Annotated in this window: 23 protein-coding genes; 19 read left to right on the top strand and 4 right to left on the bottom strand. The window is 60.3% G+C overall.

The window, feature by feature from the left end; all coding sequences use genetic code 11:
* The first annotated feature begins 8 nt into the window (after positions 1–8).
* From INF37_RS04845 to INF37_RS04800, 10 genes are all read left to right on the top strand, one after another.
* On the top strand, positions 9–740 hold the full coding sequence (locus tag INF37_RS04845) for a Stp1/IreP family PP2C-type Ser/Thr phosphatase (protein ID WP_101693113.1): 732 nt from the start codon (positions 9–11) through the stop codon (positions 738–740).
* Between the two features lie 15 nt (positions 741–755).
* Positions 756–2,879, top strand: coding sequence for a Stk1 family PASTA domain-containing Ser/Thr kinase (gene pknB, locus INF37_RS04840; RefSeq protein WP_101693112.1), 2,124 nt, complete (start codon positions 756–758; stop codon positions 2,877–2,879).
* Positions 2,880–2,881: 2 nt separating this feature from the next.
* Positions 2,882–3,763 carry a ribosome small subunit-dependent GTPase A gene (gene rsgA, locus INF37_RS04835; protein ID WP_101693111.1) on the top strand — a complete coding sequence of 294 codons (882 nt, stop codon included), beginning with the start codon at positions 2,882–2,884 and terminating at the stop codon, positions 3,761–3,763.
* Positions 3,748–4,401 (top strand): thiamine diphosphokinase, encoded by a 654-nt coding sequence (locus tag INF37_RS04830; RefSeq protein WP_193536769.1) that lies wholly within the window; start codon positions 3,748–3,750, stop codon positions 4,399–4,401. The genes rsgA and INF37_RS04830 overlap by 16 nt, the downstream gene beginning before the upstream one ends.
* A gap of 97 nt (positions 4,402–4,498) precedes the next feature.
* Complete coding sequence (locus INF37_RS04825) at positions 4,499–4,666, top strand: hypothetical protein (RefSeq protein ID WP_180956850.1); 168 nt, start codon at positions 4,499–4,501, stop codon at positions 4,664–4,666.
* Positions 4,667–5,097: 431 nt separating this feature from the next.
* On the top strand, positions 5,098–6,630 hold the full coding sequence (locus INF37_RS04820; RefSeq protein ID WP_193536767.1) for a DUF3794 and LysM peptidoglycan-binding domain-containing protein: 1,533 nt from the start codon (positions 5,098–5,100) through the stop codon (positions 6,628–6,630).
* A 181-nt stretch (positions 6,631–6,811) separates the two neighbouring features.
* Positions 6,812–8,290: a stage IV sporulation protein A gene (gene spoIVA / locus INF37_RS04815; protein ID WP_328821029.1), complete on the top strand. Its 1,479-nt coding sequence runs from the start codon at positions 6,812–6,814 to the stop codon at positions 8,288–8,290.
* Positions 8,291–8,428: 138 nt separating this feature from the next.
* The gene (locus tag INF37_RS04810; RefSeq protein ID WP_101693107.1) at positions 8,429–8,845 is read left to right on the top strand and encodes a hypothetical protein; all 417 of its coding nucleotides are present in this window, start codon (positions 8,429–8,431) and stop codon (positions 8,843–8,845) included.
* Positions 8,842–9,726 carry a DNA/RNA non-specific endonuclease gene (locus tag INF37_RS04805; protein WP_101693106.1) on the top strand — a complete coding sequence of 295 codons (885 nt, stop codon included), beginning with the start codon at positions 8,842–8,844 and terminating at the stop codon, positions 9,724–9,726. The genes INF37_RS04810 and INF37_RS04805 overlap by 4 nt, the downstream gene beginning before the upstream one ends.
* Positions 9,727–9,899: 173 nt before the next feature.
* Complete coding sequence (locus INF37_RS04800) at positions 9,900–12,686, top strand: FAD-dependent oxidoreductase (protein ID WP_193536765.1); 2,787 nt, start codon at positions 9,900–9,902, stop codon at positions 12,684–12,686.
* 89 nt (positions 12,687–12,775) lie between these two features.
* Here the strand turns inward: INF37_RS04800 and INF37_RS04795 are convergent, their stop codons facing one another.
* Positions 12,776–13,402 carry a Crp/Fnr family transcriptional regulator gene (locus tag INF37_RS04795; protein WP_101693104.1) on the bottom strand — a complete coding sequence of 209 codons (627 nt, stop codon included), beginning with the start codon at positions 13,400–13,402 and terminating at the stop codon, positions 12,776–12,778.
* 113 nt (positions 13,403–13,515) lie between these two features.
* Between INF37_RS04795 and leuC the strand changes: the two genes are divergently transcribed.
* The 8 genes from leuC to INF37_RS04755 all read left to right on the top strand — a co-directional run bounded on the left by leuC (position 13,516) and on the right by INF37_RS04755 (position 22,234).
* A complete protein-coding gene (leuC, locus tag INF37_RS04790) occupies positions 13,516–14,775 on the top strand; it encodes a 3-isopropylmalate dehydratase large subunit (protein WP_101693103.1) in 1,260 nt (419 codons plus the stop codon).
* 32 nt (positions 14,776–14,807) lie between these two features.
* Positions 14,808–15,293 (top strand): 3-isopropylmalate dehydratase small subunit, encoded by a 486-nt coding sequence (locus tag INF37_RS04785; protein WP_186963826.1) that lies wholly within the window; start codon positions 14,808–14,810, stop codon positions 15,291–15,293.
* 17 nt (positions 15,294–15,310) lie between these two features.
* Entirely contained in the window at positions 15,311–16,393 is a 1,083-nt protein-coding gene (gene leuB / locus INF37_RS04780) for a 3-isopropylmalate dehydrogenase (RefSeq protein ID WP_186963827.1), read from the top strand.
* A gap of 101 nt (positions 16,394–16,494) precedes the next feature.
* The gene (locus INF37_RS04775) at positions 16,495–17,283 is read left to right on the top strand and encodes a type III pantothenate kinase (RefSeq protein ID WP_101693100.1); all 789 of its coding nucleotides are present in this window, start codon (positions 16,495–16,497) and stop codon (positions 17,281–17,283) included.
* A gap of 231 nt (positions 17,284–17,514) precedes the next feature.
* Positions 17,515–18,705 carry a pyridoxal phosphate-dependent aminotransferase gene (locus tag INF37_RS04770; protein WP_235964215.1) on the top strand — a complete coding sequence of 397 codons (1,191 nt, stop codon included), beginning with the start codon at positions 17,515–17,517 and terminating at the stop codon, positions 18,703–18,705.
* Between the two features lie 203 nt (positions 18,706–18,908).
* Positions 18,909–19,625, top strand: coding sequence for an N-acetylmuramoyl-L-alanine amidase (locus INF37_RS04765; RefSeq protein ID WP_235964214.1), 717 nt, complete (start codon positions 18,909–18,911; stop codon positions 19,623–19,625).
* Between the two features lie 13 nt (positions 19,626–19,638).
* Positions 19,639–21,018: a DNA repair protein RadA gene (gene radA / locus INF37_RS04760; RefSeq protein WP_193536763.1), complete on the top strand. Its 1,380-nt coding sequence runs from the start codon at positions 19,639–19,641 to the stop codon at positions 21,016–21,018.
* A 268-nt stretch (positions 21,019–21,286) separates the two neighbouring features.
* Positions 21,287–22,234 carry a tyrosine recombinase XerC gene (locus INF37_RS04755; RefSeq protein WP_235964213.1) on the top strand — a complete coding sequence of 316 codons (948 nt, stop codon included), beginning with the start codon at positions 21,287–21,289 and terminating at the stop codon, positions 22,232–22,234.
* A 55-nt stretch (positions 22,235–22,289) separates the two neighbouring features.
* On the opposite strand, the gene INF37_RS04750 is transcribed toward INF37_RS04755, so the two are convergent.
* Positions 22,290–22,793, bottom strand: a complete 504-nt coding sequence (locus INF37_RS04750) for an amidase domain-containing protein (protein ID WP_186963830.1) — start codon at positions 22,791–22,793, stop codon at positions 22,290–22,292.
* 118 nt (positions 22,794–22,911) lie between these two features.
* Entirely contained in the window at positions 22,912–23,877 is a 966-nt protein-coding gene (fba, locus tag INF37_RS04745; RefSeq protein ID WP_186963831.1) for a class II fructose-1,6-bisphosphate aldolase, read from the bottom strand.
* 183 nt (positions 23,878–24,060) lie between these two features.
* Between fba and INF37_RS04740 the strand changes: the two genes are divergently transcribed.
* Positions 24,061–25,302, top strand: a complete 1,242-nt coding sequence (locus tag INF37_RS04740) for a 6-phosphofructokinase (RefSeq protein ID WP_186963832.1) — start codon at positions 24,061–24,063, stop codon at positions 25,300–25,302.
* Positions 25,303–25,429: 127 nt separating this feature from the next.
* Here the strand turns inward: INF37_RS04740 and pfkA are convergent, their stop codons facing one another.
* Positions 25,430–26,437 carry a 6-phosphofructokinase gene (gene pfkA, locus INF37_RS04735; protein ID WP_101693093.1) on the bottom strand — a complete coding sequence of 336 codons (1,008 nt, stop codon included), beginning with the start codon at positions 26,435–26,437 and terminating at the stop codon, positions 25,430–25,432.
* Positions 26,438–26,465 lie beyond the last annotated feature (28 nt).

Genomic DNA, 26,465 nt, shown 5'->3' with positions numbered 1-26,465 from the left:
TGTTTACTATGATAAAAGCATGGGGAATCACACATAAGGGCTGCGTCCGTCCGCAGAATCAGGATACTTACTATCTGGACGTTCTGTCGGAAGACCTGGCTGTGGGCCTGGTCTGTGACGGTATGGGCGGCGCGCGCGCCGGGAATATCGCCAGCATGCTGGCGGTGGAGGCATTTGTCGAGGCTTTGCAGGATCTCCCGCCAGGCACGCCGGAGGATCCGGAGGCCCTGCTGGCACAGGGCAGCGCCGGGGCCAACACGGTGGTGTACCACCGGGCCAGAAGGGACCCGGACTGCCATGGGATGGGGACCACCATGGTGGCAGCTCTGGTCCTGTCGGATATGGCGTACCTGTTGAACATCGGAGATAGCCGCGCCTATTACATCTCGGGGAACGGGATCGAGAAGGTGACCCGGGATCACTCCCTGGTGGAAGACATGGTCCGGCGGGGGGACATCACACCGGAACAGGCGCGCAACCATCCGCAGAAGAACCTCATTACCCGCGCCCTCGGGACCGAGGAACATGTGAGGGCGGACTTTTACCGTAAGAAACTGGAAAGCGGAGACTCGCTTCTCCTGTGCTCGGACGGACTCTCCAACGTGGTCAGCGATCAGGAGATGCTCTATGAGGTACTCCACGGCGGTCCGGTGGGCGAATGCTGCCACCGGCTTTTGGACATCGCGTTATCCCGGGGCGCACCGGATAACGTGACCTGTGTCCTGTTTCAGTTTGAGTAAGGGAGGGTAATGACTATGGATCAATACATAGGGAAGTTACTCGACAACCGATATGAGATTTTGGAGCGGATCGGGACCGGAGGCATGGCGGTGGTCTATAAGGCCCGCTGTCACCGGCTCAACCGTCTGGTGGCCATTAAGATCCTCAAGGAAGAGCTGGCCCAGGACGCAGAGTTTCGCCGCCGCTTCCACGATGAGTCCCAGGCCGTGGCCATGCTCTCCCACCCCAATATCATGGCGGTGTACGACGTGAGCAAATCCGGCGACGTGGACTATATCGTCATGGAGCTGCTGGAGGGCATTACCCTCAAGCAGTATATGCAGAAGAAGGGCGGAAAGCTGAGCTGGAAGGAATCCCTCCACTTTATCATCCAGATCATGAAGGCCCTCTCCCACGCCCACAGCCGCGGCATCATCCACCGGGACATCAAGCCCCACAACATCATGGTGCTGCGGGACGGCAGTATTAAGGTGGCCGACTTCGGCATCGCCCGGCTGACCTCGGCCAGCCAGAATACCATGACGCAGGAGGCGCTGGGGTCGGTACACTACATCTCTCCGGAGCAGGCCAGAGGAAGCCACATCGACGCCCGCTCCGATATCTACTCCGCGGGCGTGGTGCTCTACGAGATGCTGACCGGAAGGCTGCCGTACGAGGGAGATTCCCCGGTGGCGGTGGCTATCCAGCACATCAACTCCATTCCGCTCTCGCCCCGTGAGCTGGAGCCCGGAATTCCGGAGGCGCTGGAGGCCATCACTCTGAAGGCCATGGCCTCGGATGTCAACCAGCGCTACATTTCGGCCGACGCCATGCTGGCCGACCTGGAGGAGTTCCGGAAGAATCCCAACATCAACTTTGAGTTCCGCCCGGAGGACGTCCGGCTGACCGACGAAGCGGATGAGCCAACCCAGATTATCGGAGCCAATACGCCCAGCGCCATGACCGGCGGACGCCGCCTGCCCCATCCGGACGAGGCGGAGGATGCCACACAGCGCATTCCGCGCCACAGAGGGCCGGAGTCCGGGGTACGCCACAGCGGAGACACCGCGGGCAGCCGTCCGTCCAGTCGTCCATCCAGCCGCCGCAGCGAGGACTACTACGAGGAAGAGGAGGAGCCGGCCAGCAAGTGGCCCATTATTGCCGCGGTCGGCGCCATCCTGATCTTCCTGGTGGGTATCGGTATTTTTCTGGTCAGCATCTTCGGAAATGCCTTTCCCGAGACCCAGGACATCACCATTCCCGATGTAATGGGCTATACCCTGGAAGAGGCACAAGAACTGGATGCTGTAAAGGAAGGCGGCTTTACTATTGAGGAAGACGGAGAGGCCATAGAGAGCTCCTATCCGGAGGGGACGATTGCACACCAGTCGCCCGGCGCCAACACCACCCTGCGGGACACCACGGAAAATCGGGTCATCAAGGTCCAGCTCAGTGCCGGCAGTGAGGTCCCGAAAATGCTGGATCTGGTCAACCAGGAGCAGGCACTGGCCCAGCAGAAGCTGAAGAACCAGTTCCCCGACCTGAACTTGACTGTGGAGGTCGAGACGGAGCCCTCGGAAGAGGTGGAGTCCGGCTATGTCATCCGTACCGACCCGGAGGCCGAGAGTGAGCTGCGTGAGGGACAGACCATCACGCTCTATGTCAGCGAGGGCAAGCCGAGCAAGATGATCACCATCCCGTCTCTCATCGGGCAGACCCTGAACAAGGCCCAGGAGATGCTGAAGGAGTATAACCTGGTGGTGAAGGTCTCGGAGAAATATGACGATGTGGCAGAGGCCGGAATCGTCATCGATCAGTCCATCAACCCCAATGTGGAGGTGCAGGAGGGTGCGACCCTCACCCTCACGGTGAGCAAGGGACCGGAGCCCAAGCCTACCGACACGCCCACGCCGCCGGAGGTATCCGATGACCCGGGCGGAGAGACGCAGCCCTCCTCCCACACCATCACCATTTCGCTCCCCCAGGACGGCCGTGAGTATGTCATGGTCCGGGTCATGGTGGGCGACAGCGAGGCCTTTGGAGAGGAGGTTGCCACCAGTCAGGGGAGCATTCAGGTGCCTGTCACGGGAACCGGCTCTCAGGAAGTGGTGGTGTACATCGACGGACAGATCTCCAGCAGCGAGATCATTGATTTTTGAGTATGGCAGAAGGAACGATTTTGAAAGCCCTGAGCGGCTTCTATTACGTTGATACCGGTACGGCGGTGGTCACCTGCCGGGCCCGGGGAAAGTTCCGCCACCAGAAGCAGACCCCTCTGGTGGGGGACCGGGTAGTCTTTACCGACCTGGGGGATGGGACCGGCGCGCTGGATGAGATCCTGCCCCGCAGAAACCAGTTTTCCCGCCCGGCGGTGGCCAACATCGAGATGCTGGTGGTCATCGCCTCCGGCGCCATCCCGGTCACCGATCCCTTTTTGATCGACCGGGTGGTCTCCATTGCGGAGAGCCGGAACTGCGAGCCGGTGATCTGTATCAACAAATGCGATCTGGATGCGGCGGAGACCCTCTACCAGACCTATCTGGCGGCGGGCTTCACCACCCTCCGTGTCAGTGCCGAGACCGGGGAGGGGATCGACCGCCTGCGGGAGGTCATTGCCGGCAAGTCCTGTGCTTTCACCGGAAACTCCGGAGTGGGCAAGTCCAGCATCCTCAATGCGCTGGAGCCGGACTTTGGTCTGGAGACCGGTGCGGTCAGCGAAAAGCTGGGCCGCGGACGCCATACCACCCGCCATGTGGAGCTCTTCCGGCTCTCCAACGGGGCGGTGGTGGCAGACACCCCCGGCTTCTCCTCCTTTGACACCGAGCTGCACGAGCTTTGGCGGCCGGAGGACCTTCCCGGGACCTTCCGGGAGTTCCGGCCCTATCTGGACCAGTGCCGCTTTCAGGGGTGCGCCCACGTGAAAGAAAAGGGGTGCGCGGTCCGGCAGGCGGTCAAAGAGGGAAAGATCGCGCCCAGCCGGCACGCCAGCTATGTACGCCTGTATGAGCAGGCCAAGGAGGTGCCGGAGTGGAAGCGAAAGTAAAGCGTGCCCTGGTATTTGGCTCGGTCCCGTGCCGGGACTGGTCCTTTCTGGAGGCATACCGGCGACCGGACCAGCAGGTCTACTGTGCCGACGGCGGACTGAATAACGCCCTGGCCGCCGGCTGCAAACCGGACTTTGTGGTGGGGGATTGGGACTCCGGCGGAGCGCCCCGTGCCGATGTGCCCAGCGTCACCCTTCCTGTCGAAAAGGATATGACTGATCTTCAGGCGGCGCTGCACCACGCCCTGGCCGCCGGCTGCACGGAGTTTCTCCTGTGCGGCTGTCTGGGGGGGCGCCGCCTGGACCACACGGCATTCAATCTGGTCCTGCTGGAGTGGCTGAAGGCCCGAGGCGGGCAGGGCATCCTGATCGACGAGGACAATGAGGTGCGCCTGCTGGAGCATGAGACCGTCACGCTCCATCCGGAGGAGGGGCCCCGCTACCGCTACCTGTCCCTGCTTCCGCTGGACCGCACCGTGGAAGGGGTCTCCATCGACGGAGTGAAGTATCCCCTAACGGATGCAGCCATCCTGCGGGGGGATACCCTTACCGTGAGCAACCAGCCCGCAGGGCCGGTAGTTTCCGTTACTGTGGGGGATGGGCGCGCCCTTCTCATCCAGAGTGAGCGGGACGCATAGCATACTGTACCGGGCAGACCGGTGAGAAAAACAGGCACAGATGACCGCTCTCTGCGTATACTGGGGATAGAAGCCAGTTGCGAAGGGGGCGGTCATTTTGCCGCAATGGCTGAACAAACAGACGGTAGGGTGGGCGGCCGGTACGGCGGTCACGCTTGCGCTGCTGCTCTATCCGGCCAGTCTTGTGACCTTGGGGATCGGCGCGGCACTGGGATACCGGGGACGCGCTTGGCTGGAAAAAACCGAAAGGAGTGCTCCGTCTTGAAAATTGTCGTTGTGCGGTCTCCCAAAGCGTTTCGGGGGATCCTCCGTACGCTGTTCGGTCTGCGGTAAAGACCGAAATGCTGCTGTTACATCCCTCTGCCCTGGAGAGCGGCCGGAATATTCCGGCCGCTCTCAGCGATTTTATAAGGAAGGGCCTCGCAGAGTTCCGTCGTCCGAAGACGACGGAAGGGAATCAGAGTGTGTTTTCCGGCGGCGTGTACGCCGGAAAACACTCCTATCAGGCTACAAGTGTGCGAGCGCCAGCGAGTGCGCGCAGTAGCCTGTATCCTCTCTCAAAAATGCCTGCATTTTTGAGAAGCGTGTCGAAGCTTTTCGACACGCGCAAAGCGGCCGGAATATTCCGGCCGCTCTTTTCATATAGTGTTTCAAACACGAAGGCGAACGTGCCTTTGCCAAAGGGAGTGGAACACTATGGAACTGGAATTAGAGCGGACTGAGCTGAGCGGCTATGAGACAGTTTTGAACACCACACTGTTTCAGGAAGAGACCATGGAGATGATCGTACCGGACGCCTGCCCGGATATTCTGCGTATCCTGGATACCGAGGGCTGGGTGGAACTGAAAAGCCGGGAGGCATCGGAGGGGCATGCGGCCGTCTCCGGTACCATCCGGGCATGTGTGCTGTACCTGCCGGACGGAGAGGAGGGGATCCGCCGGCTGGACGTCTCCATCCCCTTCAGCGGCGGCGTGGACGGGGCCAGGCTGAACCACCGGTGCAGTCTCGTCTCTCTGGGCCGGATCGAGGGGGCGGAGACCCGTGCGCTCAATCCGCGCAAGGTACTGGTCCGGGTGGGGATCGCCGTGGAACTGCAGGGGTACGCTCCGCTGGAAGAGGCGGTGTGCTCCAGCGTACACGCCGAGAGCAAGACCGGGGTGGAGCAGCTCTGTGAGACCTGCCATACCTACGGCGTGGTGTGCGTACAGGAAAAGCCCTTCCAATTTTCCGATGAGGTGACCCTGCCGGGCAGTAAGCCCCAGGCCGCAGAGCTGCTCAAGCAGCGTGTGACGGTGGTATGCACCGAGTCCAAGGTGATCGGGAATAAACTGATCTTTAAGGGAAATGTGAATCTTCAGATCCTCTATCGCAGTGTGGACCATCAGATCTGCGACAGTCTCTTTGAGCTTCCGTTCTCGCAGATCATGGAGGTCTCGGGCGGCGGAGAAGAGGCCGACTGTACCCTGGAGATTATGGCCACCGAGGTCCAGTGTAGTCTGGAGTCGGGGGAAGACGGAAGAATCATCCATGTTGCGCTGGAATTGCTGGCCCAGGCCGTCCTGCGGGCCGAGCGCAGCGTGGCGGTCCTGTGCGATCTATACAGCACCTCCTATCTGCTGGAGGCGGAGCGCTGCACCCATTCCATGGAGCATCTCATCGACCGCAGCGTCAAAACGCCCGCTCTGCGGGAGGTGGTGGAGTGCGGAGAGTCCATCGACAACATTCTGGACGCCTATCTCTCGGTGGGGCGGATGGCACAGAACCGGGAGGGAGAGCGGCTGGTTCTGGAGGCAGAGGTGCGCGCGACCATCCTTTACCGCACCGAGGGCGGAGAGTCGGGCAGTGTATCCCGCGTCTTCTCGGTGCCGTGCAGCCTGGAACTGCCGGAGGGGTGCAGCTGTACCTGCGTGTGCCGCTGTCCCGAGCCCGTCTTTGCCACGCCCACCGCAGGCGGGATCGAGGTGCGCTTTGCCGTGGAATTTCGCTATATGGCCCTGCGCAGCGAGCCCATCACCGGGATCTCCGCGGCCAGGCTGGATCCGGACTCGCCCAGAGACCGGGACCACCAGCCCTCCATCGTGCTGCGGATGGTCGGACGGGGAGAGCGGCTGTGGGACATTGCAAAGTGCTATGGGACCACCATGGCCGAGATCTGCCGGGCCAATGCATTGGAGGAAGAGCAGGCACCCGGCGGGCAGCTTCTTCTGATTCCCCGGAAACGTGCCTGATGGATACCGCCGCCGCAGCGGCACAGGCGGTGGGCTGCGGCGGCGGTGTACCCGGGGCGGGCGTCTGATTTTCTGCCCGGTGAGGTATAAGTCAGAGCTTATCCCCATAGCTATATAGGGAAAACGACCGGCACACAAGATGCGGGGGAGCCCTCGTATCCGGCCGAAGGAGGAATTGCAATTGGAAGAGCGCAAGATCTATGAGGATATTGCTCTGCGTACCGAGGGTGATATTTACATCGGTGTGGTGGGACCGGTGCGGACCGGAAAGTCCACCTTTATCAAGCGGTTCATGGAGACCATGGTCATCCCCAACATTGAGAACGTCTACCGGCGGGAGCGGGCCAGAGATGAGCTGCCCCAGAGCGGCTCCGGACGGACCATCATGACCGCCGAGCCGAAGTTCGTACCCGAGGAAGCGGTGGAAGTCACCATGGAGAATGGAGCGGCTTTTTCCGTCCGGCTGATCGACTGCGTGGGCTATCTGGTGCCGGGCGCGGTGGGACAGATGGAGGACGACAGCCCCCGCATGGTGACGACCCCCTGGTTCGACTATGAGATCCCCATGACCGAGGCCGCGGAGATCGGGACCCGCAAGGTGATCGCGGAGCACTCCACCATCGGGATCGTGATCACCACAGACGGCAGCATCACGGACATCCCCCGGGAGGACTATCTGGAGGCCGAGGAGCGGGTCATTTCGGAGCTGAAGGAGCTGGGGAAGCCCTTCCTGGTGGTGCTCAACTCGGCCTACCCGAATTCCGAGCGGGCGCAGGCCATCCGCGCGGATCTCTCCTCCCGGTACGATGTGACCTGTGTGGTGGCAAATTGCCTGGAGCTGGATGAGGCGGATGTCCGCGATATCATCAAGGGCGTACTCTACGAGTTCCCGGTGAAGGAGCTGGACCTGTTCCTGCCCCCCTGGGTGGACGCACTGGACTATACCCATCCCATCAAGAGCAGTCTCTATGCGGCCATCCGGGAGGGTGCCAGTGGGATGCGCCGTATCCGGGATGTGGAACAGGCGGTCCACTCCATCGCCTCCTGCGAAAACGTCAGCAGCGCGCAGATCTCCGCCATCAGCCTGGGGACCGGCGTGGCGGCCGCCACCCTGGATCTGCCCCGGAGCCTGTTCTACGGGACCATCTCCGAACAGTCCGGCTTTGCCATTCACGACGACGGAGATCTTTTGGGCCTTCTGACCGAGCTGTCCCATGTCAAATGTGAGTACGATAAGGTGTCCTCCGCCCTGGAGGACGTGAAGCAGACCGGCTATGGCATTGTGATCCCCAGCACGGATGAGCTGGTGCTGGAGGAGCCCGAGATCGTGAAGCAGGGCGGGCGGTATGGGGTCCGCCTGAAGGCCTCCGCGCCCTCCATCCATATGATCCGGGCGGATATCGAGACCGAGGTCTCTCCCATTGTCGGCAATGAAAAGCAGAGCGAGGAGATGATCAATTATCTCCTCCAGGAGTTTGAGGGGGACACCAAGGCCATCTGGCAGTCCAATATCTTCGGAAAATCCTTCCATGAGCTGGTGAGCGAGGATCTCAATACCAAGCTCAAGCGGATGCCGGAGGATGCCCGCGGAAAGCTGCGGGAGACCCTCCAGCGGATCATCAACGAGGGGTCCGGCGGACTGATCTGTATTATTCTCTGAGTGTGATTGGGCATTCTTCCTGTCGCGGCCCGGGCCGACAGGAAGAATGCCTTTTTGCTGGCGTGAAAAGCACTTGCCTGGGGTGGACAAAGGGTGTTATAATCGGCACAAACCCTTTGGATGGGAGGCGGAAAAGCGATGCATGTGATCGTTTGCCTGGATGACCGCGGTGGGATGCTCTTCCACCAGCGCCGTCAGAGCCGGGACCGGGCGGTCCAGAGCGATATCCTCCAGATGTGCCGGGGAGAGGTTCTATGGATGAACCGCTATTCTCAGGCCCTGTTTTCGGACGCGGAGGGAAATGCCATCCGGACGGCGGAGGATTTTCTGGAGCAGGCAGGAGCGGGCGAGTACTGCTTTGTGGAGACCTGTGCGTCCCTCCGGCCCTATGAGAAAAACATCGAGCATCTGATCCTGTACCGCTGGAACCGGCACTATCCCTCCGATGCCAGGCTCGATCTGGACCCGGCGGCCGAGGGCTGGCGGCAGATCGGCTGTACGGAATTTCCCGGCCACTCCCATGAACGGATTACGAAAGAGGTCTATACAAGATGAAACTGATCCACACGCTGTTCCTTCCAATCCTTCTGACCGGCAGCCTGCTTCTGAGCGGGTGTGAGACGGGCGGTCCGGCTGCCACGTCGGCCGGGTCCTTCCACCTGAGCGAAGTCCCGCCGTTTTCCGGCGAGCCCTATGTGGTCTTGAATGAGAACCAGCCCGATTTTCCCGAGGAGGACTTTACCACCAATTCCTTTGAGTCCTACGGGCCCCTGGACGAGCTGGGCCGCTGCACCACCGCCTATGCCAATATAGGGGTGGATCTGATGCCCACCGAAGAGCGGGGGAACATCGGACAGGTCAAGCCAACCGGGTGGCAGACCGTCAAATACGATATCGTGGACGGAAAGTATCTCTATAACCGGTGCCATCTGATCGGGTTCCAGCTCACGGGCGAAAACGCAAATGAGCAGAACCTCATCACCGGGACCCGGTATCTGAATGTAGAGGGGATGCTCCCCTTTGAAAATCTGGTGGCCGACTATGTGAAGGAGACCGAGCACCACGTGCTCTACCGGGTCACCCCCATCTATGAGGGGGACAATCTGGTGGCCAGCGGCGTACAGATGGAGGCCCAGTCGGTGGAAGATGACGAGGTCTGCTATAACGTCTATGTCTATAACTGTCAGCCCGGGATCGAGATCGACTATGCCACCGGGGAGAGCTGGCTGGCAGAGACGGCGGAAGAGCCGAGTCCCACCGAGAACACGGCTTCCGGGGAGGAGCGGTATGTACTCAACACCTCTTCCAAGAAGTTCCACAAGCCGGACTGCTCCGGCGTTCAGAGTATGAGCGAAGCAAACCGGCAGGACTATACGGGCGAGCGGGATGCCCTGTTGGAGCAGGGGTACCAGCCCTGCGGGATCTGCAAGCCATAAAGATATCACACAGCGGCCTGTTTTTCGGGCCGCTGTGTGTGTTTTTGTGGGGAGTGGACCATACTAAGACCATACAAATGGCAGGAGCAGAGGGGAAATAGCTTGCACTTTTTGGTATATATAGTACAATAAACATGACCCACGCAAAATATGGTGGAAAAGGGGTGCCTCAAATGGAAGCATTCGAGTTAAAGCCGGGACTGTATTTTACAGGCGCGATCGACCATGACCTCCGGGTATTTGACATCATTATGTACACGGAGTACGGAACGACCTATAATTCCTATGTCCTGAAAACCCAGCACCACACGGTCCTCTTTGAGACCGCAAAGGCCAAGTGTCTGGAGAGCTGGCTCAAGAAGGTGGGGGAGATCACTCCCATTGAAGAGGTGGACTATCTGGTGGTCAGCCATACGGAGCCCGACCACAGCGGAAGTATCGAGCGGCTGCTGGAGCTCAATCCCCGTCTGAAGATCGTGGGGACAGGCTGTGCGCTGCAATTTCTCCGGGAGATCGTAAACCGTGATTTTTATTCCATTCCCATCAAAGACGGGCAGTCGCTGACGGTGGATGACAAGACGCTGGAATTTATCGTGGTGCCTAACCTCCACTGGCCGGATACCATGTATACCTATATCCCCCAGGATCGGGTCCTTGTCACCTGCGATTCCTTCGGCTCCCACTATGCCATGGACGGCGTGCTTCTCAGCTCGGTCACCGACCGGGAGGGCTACCGCCGGGCCGCGAAGTACTACTTTGACTGTATCATCGGCCCCTACAAGTCTTTTATGCGCAAGGCGCTCCAGCGGGTCAAGCCCCTTGCGGTGGACATGATCTGTCCGGGACACGGGCCGGTTCTGGATCAGGACATCGACTGGATGTTCCAGACCTATGAGGAGTGGTCTGCCGTCCGGAATCCCAACCCCAGACCGACGGTCATCATCCCCTATGTGAGCGCCTACGGCTATACCGGCATGCTGGCTCAGGCCATTGCGGAGGGCATCCAGGCAAGCGGCGCGGTGGATGTGCGCCTCTATGATATGGTAAAGGCAGATCCCGCTCAGGTGGGGGAGGAACTCCTCTATGCAGACGGAATTCTCTTTGGCACGCCCACCATTGTGGGGGAGGCCCTGCGGCCCATCTGGGATCTGACCAGCGGCATGTTCGCGGCCACCCATGGCGGAAAGCTGGCCAGTGCCTTTGGAAGCTACGGCTGGAGCGGCGAGGGCGTGCCCCACATCATGGAGCGCCTGAAGCAGCTGAAGCTAAAAACGGTGGAGGGCTTCCGGGTCCGCTTCAAGCCCAGCGGGGCAGAGCTGGAGCAGGCCAGGGAATTTGGCGTGCGCTTTGGTGAGACACTGCTGAAGCAGGCGGACGATGTGCCGCGTGCACCGGCGCGGAAGGTAAAGTGCGCCATCTGCGGCGCGGTCTTTGACGAGGGAACGGAGGTCTGCCCGGTCTGTAAGGTGGGCAAGGAGCATTTTGTGCCCCTGGCCGGGGAGACCGCGGATCAGGAGAAGGCGGAAAAGGTACGCTGCAAGATCTGCGGGGCCGTTTTCGACGGAGACAAGGAGAAGTGTCCGGTCTGCGGCGTGGGGCCGGAATACTATGTCCCGGTCCGGGAGACCAAGCAGAAGGAGGAGAAGAAGCGGGGCCGCAAGCTGGTGAAATGTCTGGTCTGCGGCGAGATCTTTGACGCCTCCCTGGACACCTGCCCGGTGTGCGGCGTGGGCCGGGAGAAGTTTGTGGAGGTAGAGCTGGACGAGGTCACCTTCCGCAACGACACCCAGAACACCTATGTGATCCTGGGCAACGGCTGCGCGGGCGTCAACGCCGCGGAGGCCATCCGGGAGCGGGACAAGACCGGGCGCATCCTGCTCCTGTCCGACGAGGGACCGTCCTACCAGAGACCCATGCTGACCAAGGCCATGCTCTCCGGCCTGAGCGAGGAGCAGATCGCCCTCCATCCCGCCGGATGGTATGAGGCCCAGCAGATCGTGCCCATCCTGCACCGCAAGGTCCTCTCGGTGGACACGAAGGGCAAGGAGGTCACCCTGGACGGGGATTACCGCCTGCCCTACACGAAGCTGATTTTTGCCCTGGGCAGCGAGAGCTTTATTCCGCCCATCCCCGGCCATGAGCAGGCGGGCGTGGTGGCCATCCGGCGCATCTCCGACGTGGAGAAGATCCAGGCCATGGGGAACCAGCTCCGCCGGGCCGTGGTGGTTGGCGGCGGCGTGCTGGGCCTGGAGGCCGCCTGGGAGCTGCGCAAGGCAAAATGCGAGGTGACCGTCCTGGAGCTGGCCCCCCAGATCATGGCCCGCCAGCTGGATGACCAGGCCGCCACGCTTCTGCTGAAGCAGTGCGGCGGGCAGGGCGTGCGCGTGGAGACCGGCGTCAAGATCGCGGCCATCGAAGGGGATGGAGCGGTCAGCGGCGTGCGTCTGGAGAACGGTGAGGTCATCCCCGCGGACCTGGTGGTCATCTCCTGCGGCGTGCGGGCCAACACCGCCATTGCGCAGGAGGCCGGGATCACGGTGGACCGGGCCATCGTGGTCAACGAGTCCATGGAGACCAATGTGCCCGGCGTCTATGCCTGCGGAGACTGCGCGCAGTTCCAGGGCGTCAACTACGCCCTGTGGCCGGAAGCCCAGGCCCAGGGCAAGGTGGCAGGCGCCTGTGCCACCGGAGATCTGGTGACCTATCAGCCCATCACGCCGGTGCTGGCCTTCCATGGCATGGGGACGGAGCTCTTTTCCCTGGGAGACCCGGGCAAGACACCGGGTATATCCTATAAGACCGTGGAGATCCGCCAGGACACCCAGGGACATCTGGAGCGCTATTACTTTGCCAACGGCGCGCTGTGCGGCGTGATCCTGCTGGGAGATCTGTCCCGCATGGGCGAGATGATACAGGCCATCGAGGAGAAGCGGACCTTTGCTGAGGTCTTTCCCAGCTGAGTGACCGGATAACCGAATCAACCGATGAAAAAGACGCAGGTGAGGAGAGCATCCATCACCTGCGTCTTTCTTACGCCTTTCTTATCTTATCAGTGCGCTTCCTGGGAGCCGCGCTCCACCAGTTGTTCCAATGCCCGCCGGCGGAGGATCTGAACGGTGCGGTACCCGGTTTTGATCCAGCCCAGGCGGACAAATTCCCCCAGGACCCGGCTGACCGTCACCCGGCTGACCCCCACCGACGCGCCGATCTCCTCATGGGTACAGAGGATCTCCCCGCGGTCGGAAGCGGCGGAGAGGGAGAGCAGATGCCGTGCGATCCGCTGGTCCGCCTGGAGAAAGGTGCTGTCCACATGGACGGAGAGGAGCCGGACCGTCCGGGCCAGATACTCCAGCATGGGGATGGCAAGGTCCGGATGCTTTTCAAAGACCTGCTGAAGGTGCGCCCGGTCCACGACGACCAGGGAGCAGGGGGTGACCGCCACCGCAGAGGAGACCCGGGGCTGACGGTCGAAGAACGAAGCCTCTCCGATCAGCTCGCCGCCATAGTGAAAGGTCAGGATCCGCTCCTCTCCCGATTCTGCGCTCAGGAAGCATTTTACGGTCCCGTCCATGATGTAGTAAAATTGGGACGCTTCGGTCCCCTGTAAATAAATGAGTTGCCCCGGAGCGTAGAGCTGAGGCTTTTTGCCCTCGGCAAGAGGCGCCCATACATCCATATGCGAAGTCCTCCGATGTACTGTATTGTTTTAATTGTATCACAGTTTACATTCTTTCCGCAAGAAACCTGTCATAATAAAAAGCACAAAACCATACACAGGAGGAATGGATCATGGGAATGACAATGACCCAAAAAATCTTGGCAAAGCATGCCGGCGTATCCGCGGTGGAGGCCGGGCAGCTGATTGAGGGGAAGCTGGATCTGGTCCTGGGAAACGATATCACGACCCCTGTGGCGATTACGGAATTTGAAAAGGCCGGCCTGACGCAGGTCTTTGATCGGGATAAGATCGCGATTGTTCTGGATCACTCCACCCCCTGCAAGGACATCAAGTCCGCGCAGCTGTGCGCCCAGGCGCGCTCCTTTGCGCAGCGCTTCCAGATCACCCACTTCTATGACGTGGGCCAGATGGGCGTGGAGCACGCTCTTCTGCCGGAAAAGGGCCTGGTCGCCCCCGGTGAGGTGGTGATCGGCGCCGACTCCCACACCTGTACCTACGGCGCGCTGGGCGCGTTTTCCACCGGCGTGGGCTCTACCGATATGGCGGCCGGAATGGCCACGGGCCTTGCCTGGTTCAAGGTGCCCTCCGCCATCAAGGTGACCCTGCACGGCTCCTTCCGCCCCTATGTGTCGGGCAAGGACCTGATCCTGCACCTGATCGGCATGATCGGGGTGGACGGCGCCCTCTACCGCTCGCTGGAGTTTACCGGCGACGGAGTGGCCGCCCTCTCCATGGATGACCGCTTCACCATTTCCAACATGGCCATTGAGGCCGGCGCGAAGAACGGCATCTTCCCCGTGGACGACACCACCCGAGCCTATCTCCAGGGCCGGGTCAGCCGGGAGTGGGAGGCCTTTGAGGCCGACCCGGACGCGGTGTACGAGCGGGAGATCGAGATCGATCTCAACACCCTCCAGCCTACGGTGGCGCTGCCCCACCTGCCCTCCAACACCCGCAGCGTGGACGAAGTGGCCGGGACCCCCATCCAGCAGGTCGTCATCGGCTCCTGCACCAACGGCCGTCTGGAGGACATGCGCAAGGCGGCCGAGGTCCTGAAGGGACGCAAGGTCCACGACGGCGTGCGCTGCATCGTGTTCCCGGCCACCCAGCAGATCATGCTGGACGCCATGGCCGAGGGTCTGATCCAGATCTTCATTGAAGCGGGATGCGCCGTCTCCACGCCCACCTGCGGCCCCTGCCTGGGCGGACACATGGGCGTGCTCTCCGACGGCGAGCGGGCCATCTCCACCACCAACCGCAATTTCGTGGGCCGCATGGGACCGGTGAGCTCGGAGATCATCCTGGCCAGCCCGGCGGTGGCCGCGGCCTCCGCGGTGGCGGGCTGTGTGGCAAATCCCCAGACGCTGTAAGCGCCGATACTGGAACAGAAAGGAAGTCAACCATGAAGGTCTTTAAATATGGCGACAACGTGGATACCGACGTGATCATTCCGGCCCGCCATCTGAACAATCCCGATCCCAAAGCCCTGGCCTCCCACTGTATGGAGGATATCGACGCGGACTTTGCCAAGACCGTGCAGCCGGGCGACATCATCGTGGGCGGGGCCAACTTCGGCTGCGGTTCTTCCCGGGAGCATGCGCCCCTCTCCATCAAGGCGTGCGGCGTGAAGTGCGTCATCGCGGCCTCTTTTGCGCGGATCTTCTACCGCAACTCCATCAACATCGGGTTCCCCATCATGGAGTGCCCGGAGGCTGCGGCCGAGATCCAGGCCGGCGATCAGGTCAAGGTGGACTTTGCCACCGGAAAGATCGTGGACGAGACCACGGGGAAGGAGTACCAGGCCGCGCCCTTCCCGGCCTTTGTCAGCGAGATCATTGACAACGGCGGCCTGCTCCGCTCCCTGAAGGTGCGCGGAGTGGCCAAATAAGAGGGGAGGACACAACAATGGACTTTAAGATCGCACTGATCCGCGGAGACGGCATTGGCCCCGAAGTGGTGGGCGAGGCTGTCAAGGTTCTGGATGCCGTGGGTGAGCGGTTCGGACATACCTTTACCTATACGGACGTGCTCCTGGGCGGCTGCGCCACCGATGCGGTGGGGAAGAGCTACCCGGACGGAACGGCGGAGAAATGCAAGGCCTGCGACGCAGTCCTTCTGGGCGCGGTGGGCGGACCCAAGTGGGGCTCGGACCGCCCGGCGGAGGAGCGGCCGGAGACTGCCCTGCTGGCCATTCGCCGGGACCTGGGTCTGTATGCCAACCTGCGTCCCGCGGCCCTGCGTCCGGCCATGGCGGATGCCTGCCCCCTGAAGAAGGAGACGGCGGAGCAGGGGATCGACCTGCTCATGGTCCGTGAGCTGACCGGCGGCATCTACTTCGGTCAGCGGGAGAAGTACCAGACCGAGGACCGGGGGATGGAGTGCGCCGACCGCATGGCCTACTCCGAGATGGAGATCGAGCGCATCGGCCGCCGTGCCTTTGAGCTGGCCCGCCTGCGCCGGAAGAAGGTCTCCAGCGTAGACAAGGCCAATGTGCTGGAGACCTCCCGCCTGTGGCGCTCTGTGATGCACCGTCTGGCGGAGGAGTATCCGGATGTGGCCTATGAGGACGTCCTGGTCGACAACTGCGCCATGCAGCTGGTCCGTGCGCCGGGGCAGTTCGACGTGGTGGTGACCGAGAATATGTTCGGCGACATCCTCTCCGACGAGGCCAGCATGGTGACCGGCTCCATCGGGCTGTTGCCCTCGGCCTCCATCGGAGACAGCGCCCCCGGCCTCTATGAGCCCATCCACGGCTCTGCCCCGGACATCGCGGGCCAGGACAAGGCCAATCCCATCGCCACCATCCTGTCCGTGGCCATGATGATGCGCTACTCCTTCCACCTGGAGGCGGAGGCCAGCGCCATCGAGGCCGCTGTGGACGGTGTGCTGGCCGACGGCTGGCGGACCGCCGACATCGCAGAGGCCGGTGTCACCCCCATCGGCACCAAGCAGATGGGCGACCTGATCTGCCAGAAGCTGCGGGCATAAAAGGTACGGGGGAAAAATCCGTTCGCAAAAGAGGCCCATGCTTGTCAGAAAAACAAAAGTCTGTTACAATCGACATGGAATACGAAAGGGAAGTGACAGGCTTGGTTTTAACGATCGACGTGGGCAATTCCAATACCACAATTGGGCTGTTCCGGCAGGATGGGACGCTGGTATTTCGTTCCGTCCTGCCGACCTATAAGAGCGCGACTCAGGACCAGTGGGCCATCCAGCTTCTGGATGTCTTTCGGCTCCACGGGGCGAGTGTGGCGGACACCAGCGGGATCATGATCTCCAGCGTGGTGCCGCCCGTCACGGCGGCCATCTGCGGCGCGGCGGAGTTCGTGGCAGGGAAGAAGCCTATGGTCATGGGACCGGGGGTCAAGACGGGACTGAATATCAAGTCCGACCTCCATGCACAGCTGGGAAGCGACATTGTCGCCTTCTCGGTGGCCGCCATCGCGCGCTATCCCTCACCCCTGATCGTCATTGATATGGGAACGGCCATCACCATGTCTCTTTTGCAGGGGAACAGCTATGAGGGCTGCATCATCATGCCCGGCGTTCGGGTGGCGGTGGAGGCCCTGTCTCAGGCGGCGGCCGAGCTGCCCCACATCTCCATCGAGGCGCCCGAGAGTCTGCTGGGGCACAATACCGTCAACGCCATGCGCTCCGGCGTGGTCTACGGAAATGCCAGCATGATCGACGGCATGATCGATCGGATCGAGGCGGACAGCGGCATGTCCATTGCCTCCATCATCGCGACGGGAACCGCTGTGCCGGATATTTTGAAGCATTGCAGGCATTCCATCGTCTATAATGCAGATTTGCTCCTGGATGGACTCTTTCTCATCTACCAGAAAAATCAGGCGCTCCGGCACCGGCGTATGTGAAGGAATTCCGTATCGGCCGGGCAGAAATGACAGTAAACATGCAGAAACAGGGAAGGGCTTCCGGTTCTTTTGGAAAAAGGAACAAGAGGCCCTTCTTTTCTGCCCTGTAATCCGCAGGGAGCTATCGTAAAAATCAAATTTTGAAAGTTTTGAAAATCGTACTTGCATTTTTGAGGGAAGGAACATATAATAACATACAGAACGGAATTTTGGAGTTGGAGGAGATCCACATTGAAAGAGCTATCCCGAATTGCAGAGTCTGTCCAGGCTTCCACCACCATGGCCATCGATTCCCTGTTTAAGCAGATGAAGGCGGACGGCATTGATGTCATTGGCTTTGGTGCGGGCGAGCCGGATTTTAATACGCCGGACGAGATCAAGGCGGCGGGCATTCAGGCCATTGAGCAGAATGTGACCCGCTATACGCCTGCGGCCGGTACCGTGGAGCTGCGCCAGGCGGTCTGTGACCGCATCGCGGCCGACTGCGGCGTGCAGTATAAGCCCAACCAGGTGGTGGCGACCAGCGGCGCCAAGCATGCGGTCTATCTGGCGCTGCGCGCGCTGGTCAACCCCGGCGATGAGGTCATCCTGCCCGCGCCTTACTGGGTCAGCTACATCGAGCTCATTCGGATGGTGGGCGGCGTGCCCGTGGTTGTGACAGCCACCGAGGCGGAGCACTTCAAACTGAGCAAGGAAAAGCTGGCCGCTGCCATCACGCCCAAGACCAAGGCCCTGATCCTGAATAACCCCTCCAATCCCACCGGTATGGCGTACAGCAGGGAGGAGCTGGAGGACATTGCCCAGGTCTGCGTTGCCAATGACGTGTATGTGATCAGCGATGAGATCTACTATGGCCTGCTCTATGACGGACGGAAGTTCACCAGCTTCGCCAGCCTGAGCCCCGAGGCCAAGGAGCTGACCATCCTCATCAACGGTGTGTCCAAGTCCTACGCCATGACTGGCTGGAGAATCGGCTATGCCTGTGCCAATGACCGGATCGCCAAGGTGATGGCAAACTACGTCAGCCACTCCACTGGCTCTCCCGTGGCCATCTCCCAGAAGGCGGCGGCGGTGGCGCTGTCCGGCCCCCAGGAGAAGATCGAGGAGATGCGCAAGGCCTTTGAGGAGCGGCGCAACTATCTGGTGGAGCGGATGAACCGCATTCCCGGCGTCAGCTGCCTGTGCCCGGAGGGCGCCTTCTATGTGATGATGAACCTGGAGCAGCTGATCGGGAAGACCATCCAGGGCGTGGAGATCACCGATGACGACGTATTCGCCGACGCCTTCCTGAAAAAGGGCCTGGTGGCGGTGGTGCCCGGCGCCGGATTCGGCGCCAAGAACTTCGTGCGGTGGTCCTATGCCACCTCCATGGACAACATCCGGGAGGGCCTGGATCGTCTGGAGCGGTTCCTGGCAGAATAACTCAATTTACGTAATTCTACCTTATAATATAATAAGGAGAGCGCCCGGAACACAGAGAGATCTGTGCGCCGGGCGCTCGTTTCTTGATGGAGAGGACAGCGCGTTCCGGGGAACAATTGCCTGCATGGAACATATGTGTTATAATCTACTTCACATAGTGGCCCTTCTGGTTGCATAAGATGGGACGGCAGGGGAGGGAGACTATGGATTGGATGAACTACATACGGAAAAAGCGGTGGACCGGGATCGCGCTGCTCTTGCTTTTGGCGGTGGCATTGCTTCCGAATCGCTCGGAACGGGTTCCGGCTTTTGCGCCGGCCTCCGGGGACCCATCGGAGCTTCTGATCATCGACGCGGGACACGGTGGGGAGGATGGGGGAGCGGTCTCCCTCACCGGCACGCCGGAGAGTGGGATCAATCTGGCCATCGCATGCAATATGGAGGATATTCTGGCCTTCTGCGGGCAGCCGCCGCTGCTGCTGCGCCGGGATGACCGCTCGCTCCATGACAGCTCGGCCCAGAGCCTGCGGGAGAAAAAACGCTCTGATCTCCACAACCGTGTGGCGCAGATCGAGCAGTTTCCGGAGGCCACGCTCATGAGCATCCACCAGAATTCCTTTCCCAACGGGGCCTACCATGGCGCGCAGGTGTTCTATGCCAACGAGAGTCTGACTCTGCCCTTTGCGGAGCGGACGCAGACGCTGCTGCGGGAGACTCTGGATCCGTCCAACCAGCGGGCCGCCAAGCCCATTTCCAAAGATGTCTATCTCATGAATCATATTTCCTGCCGGGCCATTTTGGTGGAATGCGGCTTTCTGACCAATCCGGAGGAGGAGGCAAAGCTCCGCAGCAGCGTGTACCAGTGTCAGCTGGCCGTGGTGCTGTCAGGAGCCTGGCTCCAGGAACTGACGCAAATGTGAGGAGCTTATACAGATGAAAGCAAAGGTCCAATTTTATTGTACAGAGTGCGGAAACGAGCTGCCCAAATGGGCGGGGCAGTGCCCGGCCTGCCACGCATGGAACACCATCACCGAGCGGCCCGCCGAGAGCAAGCGAAAGGCCGCCGGCAGCAGCATGAGCGTATCCATGCGGGAGAGCGGACGCACGTCGCTCCGACTGCCCAAGCAGATGAAGGAGATCGAGGCCACCCACGAGCTGCGCTTTGAGACGGGGATGAGCGAGCTGGACCGGGTGCTGGGCGGGGGAGCGGTCAAGGGCTCCCTGGTCCTGGTGGGTGGTGCGCCGGGCATCGGCAAATCCACCCTCATGCTCCAGATCTGTGACCATCTCTGCCGCTTTTCCAAGGTGCTCTATGTCTCCGGGGAGGAGTCGGAGCGCCAGATCAAGCTGCGGGCGGAGCGCCTTCAGATCCACAGCGACGGACTTTATCTGCTCTCCGAGACCAATCTGGAGGAGGTAGTGGAGGCGGTAAACTCCTTGAATCCGGATATTCTGATCATCGACTCCATCCAGACCCTCTACAATGGAGATCTCTCCACCGCACCGGGAAGCGTCGGGCAGGTGAAGGAGTGCACCATGACCCTGATGCAGCTGGCAAAGGGGAGTGGTGTGACTATTTTCGTCATTGGACACGTGAACAAAGAGGGCTCCATCGCAGGTCCGAAAGTGCTGGAGCACATGGTGGACTGTGTGCTGTATTTCGAAGGAGAGCAGCAGATGGCCTACCGCATCCTGCGGGCCGCGAAAAACCGGTTTGGCGCCACCAATGAGATCGGGGTCTTTGAGATGGCCGACCACGGATTGTCAGAAGTTCCCAATCCATCCGAGATGCTGCTGGACGGGCGCCCACAGGATACGCCGGGCACCTGTGTGACCTGTGTGATGGAGGGCGTGCGTCCGGTGCTGGCCGAGGTGCAGGCCTTGCTGGCGCCCACCAGCTTCAACGTGCCGCGCCGCACCTCCAACGGCTTTGATTTCAACCGGGCTGTGCTGCTGCTGGCCGTGCTGGAAAAACGGGGCGGGCTGATGGTCAGCACCTGCGACGCCTATATCAACGTGATCGGCGGCCTGAGTCTGGAGGAGCCCGCCGCAGATCTGGCCATGATCATGGCGCTGGCATCGAGTTTTCGGGATAAGCCCATTCCAAACGATCTGGCGGCCATTGGAGAGGTCGGACTGACGGGCGAATTGCGTTCGGTCAGCGCACTGGGCCAGCGATTGAGCGAAGTGCGCCGGATGGGCTTTACCAAGTGCCTGATCCCGGCGCGCAGCAGCGGCACGCTGTCGATCCCGGATGGCTTGCAGCTGATCCGCGTCAAAAACATCCGGGAGGCGCTGGCTGCCATCCTGTAAGAGAAAAACAGACGTACAACACGAACTTTGCACATAGATAGATGTATAACGCGAAACCAACGATATGACACCCGAGAAAGGAGGACAGAATGGCGTTTGGGGAAGTGCCGATGGGCCCCTATTTACAACTCAACAAAATAAAAATTTTGTTGAGTTGAGTGGAGGGTTTTCCGGCTCTTCTCCGGTTTTGGCCCGATTTGGGCCCTGAAACCCCATTCGACGCACCTTGGACTACCGTACCGAAGCTCCGAAATTAATCCGTGATTTTTTGACGTATCATCGCACCATTCAGGGTCACTCTTTAAAAACGATCGACGAATATTATCTGGACCTGCGCACCTTTTTCCGCTTCATGAAGCTGCAAAAAAAATGTGTGCCGGCCCAGACTCCCATGGATGAGATTTCGGTTTCCGATGTGGATCTCGCATTGGCGCGCAGCGTCACGCTGGCCGACGTCTATGCGTTCATGGATTACCTGGACCGGGATCGCAGCCTGAGCGCACCCACCCGTGCCCGGAAAGTCGCCACCATCCGCTCCTTTTATAAGTATCTGACCAGCAAGGCGAAATTGATCGAAGAAAATCCCATGAATGATCTGGATGCCCCGCGGCTGAAAAAAACGCTGCCCCGGTATCTGGACCTCCAGCAGTGTATCCAATTGCTGGAACACGTGGACGAGCCCAATCAGGCCCGGGATTACTGCATCCTGACCCTCTTTTTGAACTGCGGCATGCGGATTTCCGAGTTAGTCGCCCTGAATCTGACCGATGTGCGGGACAACCAGATCCGCGTACTTGGCAAGGGCAACAAAGAACGGGTGCTCTTTCTGAACGACGCCTGCCGGCAGGCGCTGGATGACTGGCTGGAGGAACGCAGCCACTGTGCCTCGGCCGATCCGGACGCCCTGTTCATCACCCGAAAGCATACCCGTATGACCAAGGACGCGGTCCACTATATGGTCAAACAGCGTCTGAAAAAGGCCGGCCTGGACAGCACGCTCTACTCCAGCCATAAGCTGCGGCACACCGCGGCCACTCTGATGCTGCAAAACGGCGTGGATGTGCGTACCTTGCAGGAAGTCCTGGGGCACGACAACCTGAACACCACCCAGATCTATACCCACGTGGACAATGAAAATCTGAGGACCGCCGCAAAGGCCAATCCCCTGGGCCAGATCCGGAGAAAAAAAGCGGAATCCTCTTCGGAAGAGGAATGAGTTTTTGGGGGCCTCTCCCCCCTGCCCTCCTCCCTGTTTTAGCCTGATTTTGGGATTAAATGAGGGATCTTACCCCTAATATGTGAATAAAGCGCACTTTTTCGTAAGAATAGGAGCGGAGCGGCCGGTAATCGGAATCCATGGAATGGGTGGCCACCAGGATATTCTGCGGGTTCGGACGCCTTCCCACGGCCACCACAATGGAAGTGTGACTGAAGCGGCCATATCCGAGATCCAATTGGACAAAATCGCCCGGTTTGATGTCCGCCATGGGGGCTTCTCTGCCGAAGGGGCCCTCATTCTCCTCTTCCCGCACCAAAAAATTCCGAAAATACTCCACGCCGCTCCATGCAGGCGCTTTATCGTTGGCATTGCGGTAATACCACCCAAACGTGGGCGTAAAATTCATGACGCCGGACCCGGCATAGAGGCATTGCGAGGCAAAATTGGTGCAGTCCCCTCCGATGTCCTGGTAGTCGTAGTAGCGCGGGTTCCGGCGATAGGCCCACTGGTGCGCATAAGTCACGGCACGGACGCGATCGTATGGAAATGTCAGCATACAGCACTCCCCTTTCCGAAGCATTGTATGCCCGATTCCTCCGGATTGCGCCTGCGGAGAGCAAAAAAATGCGATGTGTTCGAAAGGAACACATCGCATTTTTCAAGACTTGGATCGATTACGCCTTTCCGTCGCAGCCCAGGACGTTGATCAGCTTATGCTTGACCAGCTCCTTGATGTTGGCGCGGGCGGGCTTGAGGTACTCGCGGGGGTCGAACTTCTCGGGATGCTCGTTGAAGAACTGACGGATGGTACCGGTCATGGCCAGGCGCAGATCGGAGTCAATGTTGATCTTACAAACGGCGCCGCGGGCGGCCTGACGGAGCTGCTCCTCGGGGATGCCGACAGCGTCGGGCATCTTGCCGCCGTTCTCGTTGATCATCCGCACGAACTCCTGGGGCACGGAGGAAGAACCGTGGAGCACGATGGGGAAGCCGGGCAGACGCTTGACGATCTCGTCCAGGATGTCGAAGCGCAGCGGAGGGGGAACCAGCTCGCCCTTCTCATTGCGGGTGCACTGAGCGGCGGTGAACTTGTAAGCGCCGTGGCTGGTGCCGATGGCGATGGCCAGAGAGTCACAGCCGGTCTTGGAGACGAATTCCTCGACCTCCTCGGGACGGGTGTAGTGGGAGTCCTCGGCGGAGACGTTGACCTCATCCTCTACGCCGGCCAGCGCGCCCAGCTCAGCCTCGACGACGACGCCGTGGTCATGGGCATACTCGACGACCTTGCGGGTGATCTCAATGTTTTCAGCAAAAGGCTTGGAGCTGGCGTCGATCATGACGGAGGTAAAGCCGCCGTCGATGCAGGACTTACACAGCTCGAAGGAATCGCCGTGGTCCAGATGCAGGCAGATGGGCAGACCGGTCTCCTCAATAGCGGCCTCCACCAGCTTGATCAGGTAGGTGTGGTTGGCATAGGCGCGGGCGCCCTTGGAAACCTGAAGGATCAGGGGAGCATTGACTTCCTTGGCCGCCTCAGTGATGCCCTGAACGATCTCCATGTTGTTGACATTGAATGCACCAATGGCATATCCGCCGTCATAGGCCTTTTTGAACATTTCAGTAGTGGTAACGAGAGGCATAAGGCTCATCTCCTTTTTTAAATTACAAGTAGATTTTATCATTAGACATTGATAATTACAAGAGGGCATGATATAATAATGCGAAATTTAGATTTGAGTACATAAATATCTAAATTTCTCAGTTAAGAAAGGAAAAAACTGCACAAAAACAACGCAAAAAACACTTAACGGGAGGATTAAGCTATGAACGAACTCAAGGGCGCGTGCATTATTGGCCAATCCGGTGGTCCTACTGCGGTGATTAACGCCAGTGCGCTGGGCGTAATTCGCACTGCACTGGACAATGGGAACATCACTCGGGTGCTGGGAGCTGCCCACGGCATCAAGGGTGTGCTGGAGGACCGCCTCTATGACATGGGTCAGGAGGATGCCGCCGAGCTGGATTTGTTGAAATATACCCCCTCTTCTGAGCTGGGCTCCTGCCGCTACAAGCTGGCCGACCCCGACAAGGACGATACTGATTATAAGCGTATCCTGGAGATCTTCAAAAAATACGACGTTCGCTACTTTTTCTATAACGGCGGCAACGACTCCATGGACACCTGCAACAAGATCTCCAAGTACATGCAGAAGTCCGGCTATGAGTGCCGCATCATCGGCGTGCCCAAGACCATCGACAACGACCTGAACGGCACCGACCACTGCCCCGGCTTTGCCTCCGCGGCCAAGTTCATCGCCACCTCCTGCATGGAAGTGCATCGCGATGCCCACGTCTATGACACCGGCATGATCACCATCGTGGAGATCATGGGCCGCCACGCTGGCTGGCTGGCCGGCTCCGCCGCCCTGGCCACCTGGGCCGGCTACGGCCCCGACCTCATCTACCTGCCCGAGGTCGACTTTGACATGGACCGCTTCATCGCCGACGTGCAGGCCATCTACAACAAGACCGGCAAGTGCATGATCGCCGTGTCCGAGGGCATCCACTATGCCGATGGCTCCTTCGTGTCCGAGGCCAAGACCTCTGCCACCGACGGCTTCGGCCATGCCCAGCTGGGCGGCCTGGCTGCCATGCTGGCCGAGGTGGTCAAGTCCAAGACCGGCGCCAAGGTGCGCGGCATCGAGCTCTCCCTGCTCCAGCGCTGCGGCTCCCATGTGGCTTCCAAGACCGACATCGAGGAGGCCTTTGCCGCCGGTAAGGCCGCTGTGGAGGCCGCTGTCTCCGGCGTCACCGACAAGATGGTGGCCTTCAAGTGCAGCCGTGAGGGCGGCTATCACTGCGAGACCGTGCTGGAGCCCCTGGACATCGTGGCCAACTTCGAGAAGAAGGTGCCCCGCGAGTGGATCAATGCCGCCGGCAACGGGATCGAGCAGCCCTTCATCGACTATGTCCTGCCCCTGATCCAGGGCGAGGCCAACGGCCCCAAGGAGAACTCTCTCCCCCGCTTCGCCAAGCTGAAGAAGGTCCTCACCACCTCCATGTAATCGGCGCTTTCGCCATTAAAATGAAAACACAGGGACGGGTTCTCTCCCGTCCCTGTGTTTTTTTGTCCATTTCGAGCGAAAGATAGAAGCGCCCGACCGGTAATCCGATCGGGCGCTTTCTGGTTGCTTATTGATCCTTGAGGCGGACCTGCTCCATGCCGGTCAGTGCCCGCATCACGCTGTAAGTCTGCTGATCCAGGCTCTTTTTCATGGAAAGCGCATCCGCAATGTCAAAATCCACATACTGATCGTCCTGGAGGCAGATGACCCGGTTGCTCTCCCCTGCTGCCAGGAGCTTGACCGCCTCGTAACCCATGTAGGTGGCAGTCACCCGGTCCCGGGAGGACGGACGTCCGCCCCGCTGCACGTGGCCCAGAATGGTGACGCGGGTATCCAGCGCGGTGGCCTCCCGGATCTTCTCCGCGACGCCGTAGGCGCCGCCCTCCACGCCTTCCGCCACAATGACCATGAAATGCGTGCGTCCGCTCAGACGGGCCCGGCGGATGGGCTCCATCAGATCGTGCTCGTAGTCAATGTCCTGCTCGGGGACCACAACGGCCGTCGCGCCGCAGGCGACGCCCACATAGAGGGCCAGATGTCCGGCGTGCCGTCCCATGACCTCCACCACCGAGCAGCGCTCGTGGGACTGCATGGTGTCCCGCAGCTTGTCAATGGAGTCCAGCGCGGTATTGCAGGCGGTATCAAACCCGATGGTGTAGGAGGAGCAGGCGATGTCGTTATCGATGGTTCCGGGGATGCCGACCACCGAGACCCCCAGCTTGGACAGCTCCAGAAGGCCGCGGAAGGTTCCGTCTCCGCCGATTCCCACCAGGCCGTCGATCCCCAGGAGCTTACAGGTGCCCACGGCTTTCTCTCTCCCCTCCGGGACCATAAACTCCTTGCTCCGCGCGGAGTAGAGCATGGTGCCGCCCTGCCGGGAGATCCCGCTGACGCTTTCAAAATCCAAGGGGAGCACATCGCAGTTGATGAGACCATGATATCCGCGCCGGATACCGATACATTCGATCCCCATATGCAGCGCCGTACGGGCCACCGAACGGATCGCCGCGTTCATTCCGGGTGCATCACCGCCGCTGGTAAATACGCCGATCCGGCGTACTTGCTTTCTTTCCATGGAAAGAGCCTCCTTCTTACCGAGCATT

The sequence above is a fragment of the Pseudoflavonifractor gallinarum genome, assembly GCF_014982855.1.
GTDB classification, from domain to species: Bacteria; Bacillota; Clostridia; order Oscillospirales; family Oscillospiraceae; genus Pseudoflavonifractor_A; species Pseudoflavonifractor_A gallinarum.
The sequence above is the reverse complement of the archived record's forward strand: the minus strand, read 5'-3'. Positions and strand labels throughout refer to the sequence as shown.

Bases quoted from the DNA above. Each gene is read 5' to 3' on its own strand.
- radA (WP_193536763.1), top strand. From the start codon at position 19,639: ATGAAAGCAAAGGTCCAATTTTATTGTACAGAGTGCGGAAACGAGCTG.
- INF37_RS04820 (WP_193536767.1), top strand. From the start codon at position 5,098: ATGGAACTGGAATTAGAGCGGACTGAGCTGAGCGGCTATGAGACAGTT.
- leuC (WP_101693103.1), top strand. From the start codon at position 13,516: ATGGGAATGACAATGACCCAAAAAATCTTGGCAAAGCATGCCGGCGTA.
- INF37_RS04845 (WP_101693113.1), top strand. From the start codon at position 9: ATGATAAAAGCATGGGGAATCACACATAAGGGCTGCGTCCGTCCGCAG.
- pknB (WP_101693112.1), top strand. From the start codon at position 756: ATGGATCAATACATAGGGAAGTTACTCGACAACCGATATGAGATTTTG.
- INF37_RS04740 (WP_186963832.1), top strand. From the start codon at position 24,061: ATGAACGAACTCAAGGGCGCGTGCATTATTGGCCAATCCGGTGGTCCT.
- INF37_RS04765 (WP_235964214.1), top strand. From the start codon at position 18,909: ATGGATTGGATGAACTACATACGGAAAAAGCGGTGGACCGGGATCGCG.
- INF37_RS04805 (WP_101693106.1), top strand. From the start codon at position 8,842: ATGAAACTGATCCACACGCTGTTCCTTCCAATCCTTCTGACCGGCAGC.
- rsgA (WP_101693111.1), top strand. From the start codon at position 2,882: ATGGCAGAAGGAACGATTTTGAAAGCCCTGAGCGGCTTCTATTACGTT.
- INF37_RS04785 (WP_186963826.1), top strand. From the start codon at position 14,808: ATGAAGGTCTTTAAATATGGCGACAACGTGGATACCGACGTGATCATT.
- INF37_RS04795 (WP_101693104.1), bottom strand. From the start codon at position 13,402: ATGGATGTATGGGCGCCTCTTGCCGAGGGCAAAAAGCCTCAGCTCTAC.
- leuB (WP_186963827.1), top strand. From the start codon at position 15,311: ATGGACTTTAAGATCGCACTGATCCGCGGAGACGGCATTGGCCCCGAA.
- INF37_RS04810 (WP_101693107.1), top strand. From the start codon at position 8,429: ATGCATGTGATCGTTTGCCTGGATGACCGCGGTGGGATGCTCTTCCAC.
- INF37_RS04750 (WP_186963830.1), bottom strand. From the start codon at position 22,793: ATGCTGACATTTCCATACGATCGCGTCCGTGCCGTGACTTATGCGCAC.
- fba (WP_186963831.1), bottom strand. From the start codon at position 23,877: ATGCCTCTCGTTACCACTACTGAAATGTTCAAAAAGGCCTATGACGGC.
- INF37_RS04800 (WP_193536765.1), top strand. From the start codon at position 9,900: ATGGAAGCATTCGAGTTAAAGCCGGGACTGTATTTTACAGGCGCGATC.
- pfkA (WP_101693093.1), bottom strand. From the start codon at position 26,437: ATGGAAAGAAAGCAAGTACGCCGGATCGGCGTATTTACCAGCGGCGGT.